A 13,213-nucleotide genomic window follows, 5' to 3' on the forward strand; every position below is an offset into this window, starting at 1 on the left:
GGCGCCCCGGCGGCGCAGGGTGCGCTTGCGGTGGGCGCCGGCGCTGCGTTCGCCGGGGCCGGCGGTGGTGCCGGCACGCCATGGGCGGCGTGGTCATAAGCGACGGCCGCCGTCGCCACCGCGAGCGCGGCGGCAAACAGCGTGGTGTTGCGCTGCTGGCTCATGCCGGCCGCTCCGGGTCGCGCCGGTAGCCATCAAGGCCGAAGAACGGCCGCGCGAACACGCCCGCGGCGGAGCCGGCGAAGGCGGCGGCGAACCACAGCCAGCCATGCAGGCTGCCCGAAGCAATGCCCGAGAACAGCGCGCCGATATTGCAGCCAAAGCTCAGCCGCGCGCCATAGCCCATCAGAAGCCCGCCCATGATCGCCGCGATCAGCGAGCCGAGCGGCAGGGCGGCCCGCGGTGCGAACCTGCCGGCCAGTGCCGCAGCGAGCGCTGCGCCCAGGATCAGGCCGAAATTCATCACCGACACGCTGTCGGCCAGAACCGAGCGGGACAGCGCCTCGCTCTGGGCCGGCCAGGTCCAGAACTCCCAGGTCTGCACCGGCACGCCGATGGCCAAGGCGGCCTTGGCGCCCCAAAGGCCAAAGCCATAGGTGATCGACCACGGATGGCCGGCGACCAGCAGCGTCGCGACGTTGAGCAGCGCCAGGACCAGCCCGGCGCCGACGAGCGGCCACGGGCCCGACACCAGCCATTGCCAGCCGGGTCCGGATGGGCCGGGGTCGGCCTCAAGGCCGCCATGCGCGCGCCGCTCGATGAACGCGGTCAGCAGCGCGACCGCCCCCAGCGCGGCGAGCGAAAGGGCGATGGCCGCCGGCAGGCCGAGCGCGGTACCGAGGCTGACCGGCGCCAGTGCGGGCTGGTCGAGCCAGAACGGCAGATGCGCCGTGCCGATCACCGCGCCGACGATGAAGAAGACCAGCGTGACCAGCATGCGCGCCGAACCGCCGCCAACGGTGAACAGCGTGCCCGAGCCGCAACCGCCGCCAAGCTGCATGCCGAAGCCGAAGATCGCCGCGCCCACGAGCACCGACACCCCGACCGGCGCGATGGCGCCGACGAGCGGCTGGTCACCGAGGCTGCCGGCGGCGAGCAGCGGCATCATGGCCAGGCCCGCAAGCGCGATCATCAGCATCTGCGCGCGCATGCCACGCCCGCGGCGTTCGACCACCATGCGCCGCCAGGCGCCGGTGAATCCGAACGCGCCGTGATAGAGCGCCGCGCCAAGGCCACCGCCGATCACGAACAGGCTCGCCTGGCGCAGATCGACGGCAAGCCAGATCGCGGCGAAGCCGGCGACGAGAAACGCACCCGCCACGGCGGCCGGGCTGCGGTCTGCGGGCACGCCGGGCACGATGCGATCGGCGCCGGCGGGCAAGGGAGCGGCTGCGAGGCGCCTGAGCATTGTCGGATCACCTTCGAATGAAAGGACCGGCGCCGGGCATCACCCTTGCGCCGGCCGGTCGTTGGGCTGCGGTCGGTTACTGGCTGGCGCGCGGCGGTTCGAGCGGGCGCGCCGGATCCTGCGTCCATTCGGCCATGGAGCCGTCATACATCGCCGTCTGCGGGTTGCCGAGCACCTCGCTGATGCCGAACCAGGCAACCGATGCCCAGTGGCCGGTGTTGCAGAAGGTGATGTTGGCCTCATCGGCGCCCAGATCGACGGCGGCGGCGAGCGCCCGGATCGTCTCGGGCTGTGCGAAGCGCGCATATTCGCCGCTGTAGAACTCGTGATGGGGCAGATTGACCGAGCCGGGAATGGTGCCGGGCGCGGCGGCGACGCCGCTCTTGGCCTCGCCCCGGAACTGCTCGACGGGACGGCCGTCGACCAGCGCGGTGCCATTGTCCAGCGCGGCCACCACCTCTTCGGTGGTTGCCAGCAGGTCTTCGTTCAGCGCGACCTCGAAGCGGGAGGTTTCGGCCTTGGCGGGCTCGGCGACATGGGCACCGCCGGCCGCCTGGTACTGGCGCCAGCCGCCGTCGAGAATGGACACATCGTCATGGCCGAGATAGCGGAACGTCCAGTAAACGCGCGTGGCGGAACCGAATTCGCTCGAATCGGTCCCCCAGGGAACGATCACGACATGATCGTCATTGTCGACGCCCAGGCTCTCGATCAGCGCGGCGATCTCGTCCACCGAGGGGATCTTGCCGGGCACGCCATCGATCTGGGTGCGCCAGCCGGCCGTGTTGTAGGGGGCGGAAACGGCGTGGGCGATATAGGGCGTCTCGCCGAGCTCGGTGTTCTCGACATTGGCGCGGATATCGATGACGACGACGTCGTCCTGGCCGGCATGATCGATGACCCACGCCGCATCGACGAGCGGGCCGGCGCCCTCATGGGCGAGCGCGGGCGCGGTGGCGGCGGCGACCGCCGCAAGGGCAAGCGAAAGACGTTTCACGGATCGGCTCCTTCGGGTTGCGGCCGTTGCGCGGCGGCAGCGCTGCCGGTGTGCGACGGCAGGCCGGACCGGGCTTGCGACCGTTGGCGTTGCCTCCGAAACTAGGGCCCGTCGAGCATCGCCGCGAAGCATCGACGCCTCGGCCATATCGGCAATGGAAAACAAATTTCCAACAAGGCCGGCCCGGACAGGATGAACCGCACCCGGACCGATACGGTGGAAATCGCCGCGCATGAGCCTATGGTGTGGGCCAGGGGCGCGTCGAACGGTCCTCGATCCCGGCCCGGGCCGCCGCCGGCCGCCCGGCGGTGCAGCACACCGCGGGGAAGAGCCGACATGCGCACGATGGAAAGATGGGGGTGCGCACGCCATGGTGTTCGAGGTCTTTGCGGTCGGCGCCGCGTTCGTTTTCGGCCTGGCCGTACGCCAGGTCGGGCTGCCGCCGCTGGTGGGTTTTCTTGCGGCTGGGTTCTTCATCCATGCCTTCGGCCCGCGCTTCGGCATGCCCGCCAATACCGGCCCGATCCTGGATTACCTGGCGCATCTGGGCGTGCTGCTGCTGCTGTTCACGGTCGGGCTCAAGCTCAGGCTCCGGCAGATCGGCGAAATCCATGTGGTCGGCGGCACGTTGCTGCATTTCGCCGCCTCGGTGGCGCTGTTCACCCCGGTCACGCGCCTGCTCTTCACCGATGACTGGACGGTGGCGCTGCTCGTGGGCATCGCGCTGGCCTTTTCCTCGACCGTTCTGGCGGCCAAGATGCTGGAGGCCAAGCGTGAACTGGGCAATTTTCACGGGCGAACCGCGATCGGGATCCTGATCGTTCAGGACATCATCGCCCTGGTCGTGCTGGCGGTGTTCTCGGGCGAGGTGCCCGGCCCGTGGGCGCTGCTGATCTTCGCCACGCCGCTGCTGCGGCCGGCCCTTTACAGGCTGCTCGACTATGCGGGCCATGACGAGGTGCTGGTGCTGACCGGCATGGCGCTGAGCCTGGTGATCGGCGGCTACGGGTTCGAACTGATCGGGCTGAAGGGCGAAATCGGCGCGCTGGTGATGGGGCTGCTGCTGTCCAATCATCCGCGCGCCAGCGAGTTGTCGGAGTCGCTGTGGTCGCTCAAGGAGGTGTTCCTGGTCGGCTTCTTCCTGTCGATCGGCATGTCGGGCCTGCCCGATGCCGAAGCGATCGTGTTCGCCCTCGCGCTGGGCGTGTTGCTGCCGGTCAAGGGCATCATCTTCTTCGCCCTGCTGGTCGCCTTTCGGCTGCGGTCGCGCACCGCGTTCCTGGCGGCGCTGTCGCTGACCGCCTATAGCGAGTTCGGCCTCATCGTGGCGGCGGGCATTCCGGCCGCCGAACCGTTTCTGGTGCCGCTGGCGATTGCGGTCTCGGTATCGTTCCTGGTCGCCGCGCCGATCAACCGCCTCGCCCACCCGCTCTATGAGCGCTACGAGGACCGGCTGATGCAATTCGAGCGCCAGACCCGCCATCCCGACGAGCAGCCGACCGATCTGGGCGATGCCGACATGCTCATCTTCGGCATGGGACGCACCGGCTCGGCCGCCTACGAGGCGCTGGCCGCGCAGGGCAGGCGCCCGGTGGGGCTGGATGCCGATACCTACAAGGCCGCCGCCATGCCAGGGCCGGTCGCAACGTCATCTTCGCCGATGCCGAGGACAGCAATTTCTGGAACGGGGTCGATCTTGGCGGGATCGAGGCGGCGGTGCTTGCCATGGACGATATCGAGGCCAAGCTGATCGCCGCGCGGACGCTGCGCATGCGCGGCTTCGATGGGCCCATCGTCAGCCACGCGCTGTATGAAGACCATGTCGAGCAGATCAAGCAGGCCGGCGCGGACGAGACCTACCTGACCATGCAGGAAGCCGGCCGCAGCCTGGCCGACCACGCACTGGAGGCGATCGGTCCCCGGACGGGAGCCTGATCGGCTCGGAGTACACACCCATAAGGTGCGAGGGGTGACTGCCCTGCCGTGGGCGCCGAGGTCAATAAAGCGGGCACTCCGGTCCGGCACTGCGCTTGACAATGCTACTTTAACGATATAGTCAATCACTATTGGCAACTCGCCGAGCCGCCAGGCACAGCGCGGCAAGCCCGATCGAGGATCGCGACTTGAAGATCACCGCCGTTCAGACTTTCGTTTGCAACGCAGTCATGCGCAATTGGGTCTTCGTGCGGGTTCAGACCGACCAGCCCGGCCTTTACGGTTGGGGCGAAGCCACTCTGGAATGGCACACCCGCTCCGTCGTCGGTGCGATCGACGATCTTGCCGACCTTGTGATCGGCGAGGATCCGCTGCGAATCGAACATTTGTGGCAGATGATGTTCCGCCAGCATTTCTGGCATGGCACCGGCATCGTGCGCTCGACAGCCATTTCCGGCATCGATATCGCGCTATGGGACATTGCCGGCAAGCATTTCGGCGTGCCCTGCCATCGCCTATGGGGCGGACCGGTGCGCGACCACATTCGCCTTTATTGCCATCTCGGTGGCGGCCGCATGCGTGATTTCTACGAAACGCCGGTCGACAATGCCGCCCGCTTCGCCGAGCTTGCGCGCGAGGCCGTCGAGAACGGCTATGGGGCGTTCAAGTCGATGGCGATTCCCCCGACCCAGGTGGCCGAGGGCAACCGCGCCGTAGCCGCTGCCGAGCGCGCCGTGGGCGCCATGCGCGAGGCGGTCGGCGATGACATCGACATCATGGTGGACGCCCATGCCCGTCAGTCGCCCTCGATGGGCCGTCGCTTTGCCGAAGCGCTCGAGCCGTTCGGCCTGTTCTTTCTCGAGGAGCCATGCTGGCCGGAAACACTGCAGGGTCTGGCAGACATCAGGGCGCGTGTGGCGACGCCGATCGCCACGGGCGAGCGACTGACGCATCTGAGCCAGTTCCACGCGCTGTTTCAGGCCGGCGGCTGCGACATCGTCCAACCCGACATCAGCCATTGCGGCGGGCTGTCGGCAGCTCGCAAGATCGCAGCGCTCGCCGAGGTGCACCGTATCGGCCTTGCTCCCCACAATCCCCAGGGGCCGGTCAGCACCGCCGCCTCCATCGAATTCGGCCTGTCCCAGCCCGATTACGTCATTTGCGAGACGGTGAGTGCCGACGTGCCCTGGCGGGACGAGGTTATCGCCGCTTCGCACAGCGTCGACAAGGTTCGCCGACTCGCGCTGCCGGGCGACGCACCGGGGCTGGGTATCGAGCTTGATCTCGATGCCATTGCGCGCCATCCGTTCGAACAGGAAGCGCCGCAGCGGGTCCTTTACGCCGACGGATCGGTCGGGGACTGGTGATAGCGGTGGGGGCCGAAATGGACGAGGGCGCGAGAATCCGGCCGCTGATCCAGAACGAGTTCGAAGGCCATATCGGTGTCGTGCGTGCTTGCATCGACCCGCCCGAAGGCATGTATGCCCGCACCTGGGGCAGCGCCACGCACGACATCGCCGAGGGCCGCCACCGGCACCTTTACGTCACCTGCCTCGCCGTCGCCGGCGCCCTATCCGAGCGACCCGCCTACTTGCTCGCCACCGACCTGATGGCCTGGATGTCGAAGGCCGACGAGGAAGGTATCCGGCTGCCGCTCGAGTCCGAGTTCGATCTCGCGCCGGGCGCGCTGATCGTCCACCTTTCCCACTCCCATGGCGCGCCCTTCACCGATCCGGCCCGCGCCGATGCGCCGGGCGGCACTCTGATCGCGCCCTATCGCGAGCAGATACTGACCACGTGCCGAGCAGTCATGACCGAGGCGCGCGATGCCATGCAACCCTCGGTCTTGAGCTGGACGGCCGGCCGGTGCGGGCTTGCCTACAACCGCGACCTGGTCGATTCGCGGACCGGCGAGATCCTGTGCGGGCTCAATCCTGACGGGCCCGCCGACGATACGGTGCTTGTCGGCCGCGTCACCGATGCGGCCGGAACGATTACGGCTAGCCTTGTCAACTATGCCTGTCACCCGACATCGCTTGGCGGCGGCAACCGCTTGATATCGCCTGATTATATCGGCGCGATGCGGGAGATCGTCGAACGCGAGACGGGTGGGGCGATCTGCGTGTTCCTGCACGGAGCCGATGGGGAGTTGACGCCGCGCCGCAGCTTCGAGGACGATACCGAGGCGGCCGACCAGAACGGACGCGAACTGGGGTACGCGGCGATGGCCGCGCTGTCCTCGCTGTTTCCGCCACGCCATCAGCTCAGCTTTGCCGAACGTCAGGAGTCGGGCACCGCGCTCGGTCGCTGGGCATTTGCGCCGCGCGCGCCGGGCAAAGACTTCGCCATTCGCTGCGAGACCGTTGGCCTTGCCGTGCGCGACCTGCCGTCCGTCGAGGAACTGCACAGAACGATCGCCGCGACGACCGGATATGCACGCGAACGGGCACAACGGCGGCTCGCCATGCGCAACAAGATCGGCGATGCCGACGAGGTCGAGGTGCCGCTGATTGCCTGGCGGCTCGGCGAATCGGTACTGATCGGCGCGCCCGTCGAGTTCTACAGCGCCTTCCAAACCGAATTGCGCGCACGCTTTCCCGGGCTCAGCATTGCGGTGATGAACATCTGCAACGGCTATCTGAGCTATCTGCCGCCGAGCGAGGACTTTGACAGGGACGTCTATCCGGTGCGCATTGCCGTGTTCGGGCGGGGCAGCCTCGAAATGGCGCTGGACAAGGCGACCGACATGATCGGTGCGATGACGGGCTGATGCGCTACGCGCCGACCCACGGCCTTTTTCGACCGACCACGACGACCTGCTGGCCCTGCCTGACATGCGCGCCCCAGGCCTGGGCGATGACAACCCCGTCCGTTCCGGCGAGGGCCGGCCATGGCGGCGTGTCGATCCGCTCGAAGTCGTGGACGAGCCCAATCGGGTCCCCTACTGCGACCGTCGCGCCGCATTCGAGCAGCGGCTCATAATGGCCCGAAACCGGCGCCAGCGTGAAACAGGCTGGATCGATCATGGCAACCATCTGCTGGGTTCCGTCGCGTTGGTGGCCGATGGGTTCGACCGTGCCGGACATCTGGCCAAGCGTGATCGCTGCTGCAAGGACACCGTGCTTGCCGTACCGCACGCCTTGAGCGCTCACCGCGCCACCCCAGCCCAGTTCGGTTCCGATCGTGATCTTGCCCAGCCGCTCGGCCTCGCTGGTCAGCAGGCCGGGCGTCTCGTTTTGATAGGCGATCACCAGTGGCGTACCGAACAGCCGGGCGACAGCCTGCATGGCGAGCGCCTGTTCGGTATCAGCGACGTCGTGAAAGCTCGTGCAAAGCGCAAAGCGTGCCACATCGCCGCCGGCATGCAGATCGATCACCGCATGCACATGTGGCCAGATCACGCGGCGCACGAAGTCGGCGACCCGGTAGGTGATGGTGCCCAGCGGCGGCTGACCGGCGGCCGGGACAAAGGCGCGGTTGAGGTTCGCCCCATCATCGCCGATCGAATCGCGTGTTCCGGAACGGAAGGCCGCCGGATTGAGCACGGGCACGAGGATGAGCCGGCCGCGCACCCTTGGCGCGTCGACTTCGGCCAGCAGGTGCCGAATGATGATCGGGCCTTCGTATTCATTGCCGTGATTGGCGCCGAACACGACGAGACCCTTACCGTCCTCGGCCTGCGGCCCGACGATGACCGTCAGCGGGATCAGATGGCTGCCCCAGATCGAATCGTGCTCGAGCGCAACGAAGTAGTCGCGCCGGCCGGGCGAGACGAGGTCGAGTTCGCCGACAGCGACGATGCGGCGGGCAGTCGCCGTTTCTGTCATGTCCTGACCCTGTGTGCCTCGATGAAGTCCCGGTCGACATCGACGCCCGCGCCGGGGCCGCCCGGAATGGCGATCATGCCGTCGTCGTCAAGCGAGAAACCGGCGGGCGCGATGCCGCCGGTGAGCGCGCTCTGGCTTACGTTGAACTCAACGAAGCGCGCCCGTTCCAGCGTGGCGATGAACTGCAGGCTGTAACCGGTCAGAAGATGGGTCAGCCACGAATGGGGCACACAGTCGATGTTGGCGCGTGTGCACATGTCGGCGATCCGGCGCGCCACGGTCAGACCGCCGCAGCGCGACAGGTCCGGCTGGATGACGTCCACACAGCCTGTCTCGATAAAGCGCTCGAACTCCCAGATCGTGGCGAGTTGCTCGCCGGCCGCCACCGGCACCGGGCTTTGCGCCCGCACTGTGGCATATTCGTCGAAGCGCTCGGGATGGATGAAGTCCTCGACCCAGCCCACATCGTAATCGGCCAACCATTGGCACAGCTCGATCGCTTCGCGCCGGCTGCGCGTTGGACCAGGCCGCGTCCAGCCGGCCGGATACCAGCCGGGATCGACGAGCAAGTGGTTGTCCGGCCCCAACGCTTCGCGCGCGGCGGCCACCAACTCGCGGTCGCGGCCTGGGTCTTCGCCGAATACGCCCCAGCCGAACTTGACCGCGCGAAATCCCTGGTCGAGATAGCCGCGCGCGGCGTCTGCCATCGCTTGCGGCGTTGGGCGGAAGAGCGTCGACGCATAGGCGAGCACCCGGTCGCGGCGGCGCCCCCCAAGCATCTGCGCCAGGTTCATGGCCGCCGCCTGTGCGCGGATCGACCACAGGCAGTTGTCGATCGCCGAAATCGCCTGCATGGCAAGGCCGCGCCGGCCGTAATAGGCGCTGCCGATATAGAGCTGGTCCCACAGCCGCTCGACATCGCGCGGATCCTCGCCGATCAGCAGTTCTGACAGCGTGCGAAAGCCGAGCGTGCTCATGCCGGTGCCGGCAATCACGGCGACGGCGGCCGGCGCCAACGTTTCGACATCGGCCCAACCCTCGAACCCCTCGTCGGTCGCAACGCGCACCAGCAATTGCCAGTCGCCATTGTCGGTCGATTCGCTTGCATCGGTACTCGCGCGATAGGTGCTGTCGCCACGCAGGAGTATCGGCTCGACGTCAGTGATGCGCATCGGTCGCCTCCCGCGATGCCGACGCTTCCGTGTTCCGGCCGGCCGCGGCGATCTCCTCGGCGAAATGGCAGGCGACTTCGTGGCCGGCAGCAAGCGTTCGCAGCAGCGGGCTCTCGGACCGGCATTTGTCCTGCGCGAAGGGGCAGCGCGGATGGAAGTGGCAGCCAGGCGGCGGCCTGAGCGGGCTCGGCAATTCGCCGCGCACGCGGCTGCGCTCGCGCCTGAGCCTTGGGTGATGGACCGGCACAGCCGCCATCAGTGCCTGTGTATAGGGGTGCAGCGGCGCGCCGAACAGGCTCTCGGTCCCGGCCATTTCGACGATCCGGCCCAGATACATGACCGCGATGCGGTCGGCGATGTGGCGGACGACGGCGAGATCGTGGCCGATGAACAAATAGCTGATGCCCATTTCGTCCTTGATGTCCTGCAGGAGATTGACAACCTGCGCCTGCACCGACACATCGAGCGCTGACACCGCCTCGTCACAAACGACAAATCGCGGATTGGAGGCAATGGCGCGCGCGATCCCGATCCGCTGGCGCTGGCCACCGGAGAACTGATGCGGGTGGCGATGGCGGTAGCGCGCCGGCAGGCCGACCTTGTCGAGCGTGTCGGCCGCATGTCGGCTCAATTCGGGCGACGGCCGCGCGCCTTGCGAGAGCAGCGGCTCGAGGATGATCTCCTCGACGGTCAGGCGCGGATTGAGCGAGGCATGCGGGTCCTGGAAGATGATCTGCATGTCTTTGCGCATGTGGCGCAGCGGTGCCGGCTTCATCGCCAGCACGTCCTCGCCCGCAAAGCGCACGGAGCCTGCCGTGGGTTCGATCAGGCGCAGGATCAGCCGCCCGACCGTGGATTTCCCACAGCCGCTCTCTCCGACCAGTCCGAGCGTCTCGCCGACGGCGATGTCGAAGGCGATCCCGTTGACGGCGCGAACGACCGGCTTTTGCCGGATGAGGTTATTGGAACTGGCCAGCTTGAAGTGCTTGACCAGCCCGTCGACGCGCAGCAACGGCTCTCTCATGGCTTGTCTCCCATTGCCATCTGCTCGGCGCGAAGGCAGGCCGATTGCTGGCCGCCGACAACCGATCTCAGCTCGGGTCGCTCCCTTGCGCACATGTCGAGCGCAAGCGGACAGCGCGGAGCGAACAGGCAGCCCGGCGGCGGGGCCGCCGGATTCGGCATGGAGCCGACTATTGTCGTCAGGCGTCGCTCGGTCGAGAACAGGTCCGGCGTGCTGGCAAGAAGTCCCTCGGTATAGGGATGGCGGGGCGCATCGAATATCGAAAAGACGTCGGCCTGCTCGGCAATGCGGCCCGAATACATCACGACCACGCGGTCGGCGACCTCGGCCACCACGCCCATATTGTGGGTGATGAGCAGGATCGCGGTGGCGAACGTCTCGCGCAGATCGTTGAGCAGGTCGAGCAACTGGCCCTGGATCGTCACGTCGAGCGCCGTGGTCGGTTCGTCGGCGATCAGCAGGCGCGGCGAGCACGAAAGCGCGATCGCGATCATCACGCGCTGGCGCATGCCGCCCGAAAGCTGGTGCGGGTAGTCGTCGAGCCGCTGACGCGGCGACGGAATGCCGACCTGGTCGAGCAGGTCGGCGGCGCGGTCGCGCGAAGCGCGCAGGCTCATCCGCTCATGGGCGCGAAGGGTCTCGACCAGTTGCCGGCCGATCGGAAAGACCGGGTTGAGCGAGGTCATCGGCTCCTGGAAGATCATGCCGATCTGCTGTCCGCGCACCGAGCGCCATTGTCGGCGGGTGAGCGCGCGCAGATCGCGGCCCTCAAAGCTGATTGCGCCGGAGACGGCGGCAGTCTCCGGCAACAGGCCCATCACCGCGAGCGCCGAAACACTCTTGCCCGAGCCGCTCTCACCGACGACGCACACCAGTTCGCGGGCACCGATGTCGAAGCTCACGCCATCGACGGCCGGCAGCCGGCCGCTGCCGGGCGCAAAGTCAACGACGAGGTCGCGGATGGAAAGCAGTGGCGCGTCAGCCTTCATCCCTGTTCCACCTTCATGCGCGGGTCGAGCACATCGCGCAGGCCGTCGCCCAAAAGGTTCAGTCCGAGCGCGGTGATTGCGATGGCAATGCCCGGCACGATTGTCAGCCAGGGCGCCTCGCGCAGATAGGCGCGGCCTTCCGAGATCAGGATGCCCCAGCTCGGCACGGTCGGCGGAGCGCCAAGGCCCAGAAAGCTGAGCACAGCCTCCGACAGCACCGCATAGGCGAAGACGAAGCTGAGCTGAACGATCAGAGGGGCCAGGCAATTGGGCAGAACGTGCCGGCGCAGGATCCGCAGGTCCGTCGCCCCGCCGGCGCGCGCGGCCTGCACGAAATCGAGTTCGCGGACGACCAGCACCGACGAACGCACGACGCGCGCGGTGCGCGGCACATAGACGACCGACAGCGCGACCACGGCCGTCACGGCAGAGGGGCCGAGCGCGGCGGCGATGCCGATCGCCAGCAGTACTGCGGGGAAGGCCATCAACGCATCGGCGATCCGCATCAGGATGTCGTCCAGCCGCGAGTAGTAGCCAGCGAGCGCACCCAACGCCACGCCGAGCAGCGCGTTGATCAGCACAACGCTCAAGCCGATGCCAAGGCTCAGTCGCGCGCCGTAGAGCACACGCGCCAGCATGTCGCGGCCGAGGTTGTCGGTGCCCAACAGGAACTGCAGCGATGGCGGCTGGAAGCGGTCGCGGATCGACAGTTCGTTCGGCGCCGCATCGGTCAGCAACGGCGTGGCCGCCGTCGCGAACACGATGAACCCGAACAGGACGGCGCCGGTGACGAAGGCGCGGTTGCGCAGGAAGGGCGCGGCGCCGGCGCGCACACGAGCCAGCGCACCGGGCCTTTCGCCAACGGTGTCGAGCATGTCGGGGGCAGCCATTTCAGTCGCCTCCCTTCACGCGGATGCGCGGATCGAGCCAGGTGTAGAGCACGTCGATGACGATATTGAGCAGCAGGAGTGCGGCGGTGATGAAGAACAGCCCGCCCTGCACCATCGGATAGTCGCGGCTCATGATCGCATTGCCCATGAGCGCGCCGATGCCCGGCACGCCGAAAATCGTCTCGATGATGATCGAACCCGACAGCAGCACCGACAGGATTAGGCCCATCACGGTGACAACGGGCATCATGACATTGGCAAGCGCGTGCTGGCCAATGACCTGCCACTCGCTCAACCCCTTGGCGCGCGCGGTGCGGATATAGTCCTGACCCAACACTTCGAGCATGGTCGATCGCGTGATGCGAGTCAGAAGGCCGGCCTGCAACAGGGCTAGCGCGACGGCCGGCATGGTCGTGGTGCGCAGCCAGCCCACCGGATCCTCCGTGAAGGGAACATAGCCACCCGTCGGCAGCCAGCCCAGATAGACCGAGAAGATGACGATCATCACCAGTGCGAGCCAGAAATTCGGCAGGGAAACCCCGACTAGCGCAAACAGCGTGGCCGCCTGGTCAAGCCATTTGTTGTGGTTGAGCGCGGCCACGATGCCGGTGATCAGCCCGAAGACGATGGTGATGGCAAGCGAATAGATGGCGATGCCGACGGTAATCGGCGAGCGCTGGATCAGCGCCTCGGTGACCGGAATGCCCAGCAGCAGCGAGCGGCCGAGATCGCCCTGGAATAGATTGGTGTAGAACGTCAGTATCTGAACGTGAAACGGCTGATCGAGTCCCAGATTTCTGCGGATCTGTTCGAGATCGGCGGCGGTTGCGGTGGGCCCGCCGATCACCGTCGCCGCATCGCCGGGGATCAGATAGATGATGCCGAACGCAAACAGGCTGACCAGAAACAGCACCGGAATGGCCTGCAACAGCCGGTTCAGCGTGTATCCTATCAAACCTGACCTCCCACGT

General features: G+C 67.1%; 12 protein-coding genes. 4 read left to right on the forward strand and 8 right to left on the reverse strand.

The window, feature by feature from the left end; translation table 11 throughout:
- Nucleotides 1–160: 160 nt before the first annotated feature.
- Nucleotides 161–1,408 carry a YeeE/YedE family protein gene (locus RBB34_RS09770; protein WP_306119031.1) on the reverse strand — a complete coding sequence of 416 codons (1,248 nt, stop codon included), beginning with the start codon at nt 1,406–1,408 and terminating at the stop codon, nt 161–163.
- A 76-nt stretch (nt 1,409–1,484) separates the two neighbouring features.
- A complete protein-coding gene (locus tag RBB34_RS09775; RefSeq protein WP_306119032.1) occupies nt 1,485–2,405 on the reverse strand; it encodes a sulfurtransferase in 921 nt (306 codons plus the stop codon).
- 370 nt (nt 2,406–2,775) lie between these two features.
- Here RBB34_RS09775 and RBB34_RS09780 point away from each other — a divergent pair, with 370 nt between their 5' ends.
- The 4 genes from RBB34_RS09780 (at nt 2,776) to RBB34_RS09795 (ending at nt 7,110) form a co-directional block, all read left to right on the forward strand.
- Complete coding sequence (locus tag RBB34_RS09780) at nt 2,776–4,155, forward strand: cation:proton antiporter (RefSeq protein ID WP_306119033.1); 1,380 nt, start codon at nt 2,776–2,778, stop codon at nt 4,153–4,155.
- Entirely contained in the window at nt 4,056–4,340 is a 285-nt protein-coding gene (locus tag RBB34_RS09785) for an NAD-binding protein (RefSeq protein WP_306119158.1), read from the forward strand. Before RBB34_RS09780 ends, RBB34_RS09785 begins: the two co-directional genes overlap by 100 nt.
- 188 nt (nt 4,341–4,528) lie before the next feature.
- A complete protein-coding gene (gene dgoD, locus RBB34_RS09790; protein WP_306119034.1) occupies nt 4,529–5,707 on the forward strand; it encodes a galactonate dehydratase in 1,179 nt (392 codons plus the stop codon).
- Between the two features lie 17 nt (nt 5,708–5,724).
- Nucleotides 5,725–7,110, forward strand: a complete 1,386-nt coding sequence (locus tag RBB34_RS09795) for a hypothetical protein (protein WP_306119035.1) — start codon at nt 5,725–5,727, stop codon at nt 7,108–7,110.
- Nucleotides 7,111–7,114: 4 nt separating this feature from the next.
- On the opposite strand, the gene RBB34_RS09800 is transcribed toward RBB34_RS09795, so the two are convergent.
- The 6 genes from RBB34_RS09800 to RBB34_RS09825 are packed head-to-tail and all read right to left on the reverse strand — an operon-like array spanning nt 7,115 to nt 13,197.
- Complete coding sequence (locus tag RBB34_RS09800) at nt 7,115–8,167, reverse strand: succinylglutamate desuccinylase/aspartoacylase family protein (protein ID WP_306119036.1); 1,053 nt, start codon at nt 8,165–8,167, stop codon at nt 7,115–7,117.
- Nucleotides 8,164–9,339, reverse strand: coding sequence for a mandelate racemase/muconate lactonizing enzyme family protein (locus RBB34_RS09805; protein ID WP_306119037.1), 1,176 nt, complete (start codon nt 9,337–9,339; stop codon nt 8,164–8,166). The genes RBB34_RS09800 and RBB34_RS09805 overlap by 4 nt, the downstream gene beginning before the upstream one ends.
- Complete coding sequence (locus RBB34_RS09810) at nt 9,326–10,363, reverse strand: oligopeptide/dipeptide ABC transporter ATP-binding protein (RefSeq protein ID WP_306119038.1); 1,038 nt, start codon at nt 10,361–10,363, stop codon at nt 9,326–9,328. Before RBB34_RS09810 ends, RBB34_RS09805 begins: the two co-directional genes overlap by 14 nt.
- On the reverse strand, nt 10,360–11,352 hold the full coding sequence (locus tag RBB34_RS09815; protein ID WP_306119039.1) for an ABC transporter ATP-binding protein: 993 nt from the start codon (nt 11,350–11,352) through the stop codon (nt 10,360–10,362). Before RBB34_RS09815 ends, RBB34_RS09810 begins: the two co-directional genes overlap by 4 nt.
- Entirely contained in the window at nt 11,349–12,242 is an 894-nt protein-coding gene (locus tag RBB34_RS09820; RefSeq protein ID WP_306119040.1) for an ABC transporter permease, read from the reverse strand. The genes RBB34_RS09815 and RBB34_RS09820 overlap by 4 nt, the downstream gene beginning before the upstream one ends.
- 1 nt (nt 12,243) lies before the next feature.
- Nucleotides 12,244–13,197 carry an ABC transporter permease gene (locus RBB34_RS09825; RefSeq protein WP_306119041.1) on the reverse strand — a complete coding sequence of 318 codons (954 nt, stop codon included), beginning with the start codon at nt 13,195–13,197 and terminating at the stop codon, nt 12,244–12,246.
- Nucleotides 13,198–13,213: the final 16 nt, after the last annotated feature.

The sequence above is a fragment of the Roseitalea sp. MMSF_3546 genome (assembly GCF_030732865.1).
GTDB lineage: Bacteria > Pseudomonadota > Alphaproteobacteria > Rhizobiales > Rhizobiaceae > Roseitalea.

Bases quoted from the DNA above. Each gene is read 5' to 3' on its own strand.
- RBB34_RS09770 (WP_306119031.1), bottom strand. From the start codon at position 1,408: ATGCTCAGGCGCCTCGCAGCCGCTCCCTTGCCCGCCGGCGCCGATCGC.
- RBB34_RS09800 (WP_306119036.1), bottom strand. From the start codon at position 8,167: ATGACAGAAACGGCGACTGCCCGCCGCATCGTCGCTGTCGGCGAACTC.
- RBB34_RS09820 (WP_306119040.1), bottom strand. From the start codon at position 12,242: ATGGCTGCCCCCGACATGCTCGACACCGTTGGCGAAAGGCCCGGTGCG.
- RBB34_RS09815 (WP_306119039.1), bottom strand. From the start codon at position 11,352: ATGAAGGCTGACGCGCCACTGCTTTCCATCCGCGACCTCGTCGTTGAC.
- RBB34_RS09805 (WP_306119037.1), bottom strand. From the start codon at position 9,339: ATGCGCATCACTGACGTCGAGCCGATACTCCTGCGTGGCGACAGCACC.
- RBB34_RS09795 (WP_306119035.1), top strand. From the start codon at position 5,725: ATGGACGAGGGCGCGAGAATCCGGCCGCTGATCCAGAACGAGTTCGAA.
- RBB34_RS09810 (WP_306119038.1), bottom strand. From the start codon at position 10,363: ATGAGAGAGCCGTTGCTGCGCGTCGACGGGCTGGTCAAGCACTTCAAG.
- RBB34_RS09780 (WP_306119033.1), top strand. From the start codon at position 2,776: ATGGTGTTCGAGGTCTTTGCGGTCGGCGCCGCGTTCGTTTTCGGCCTG.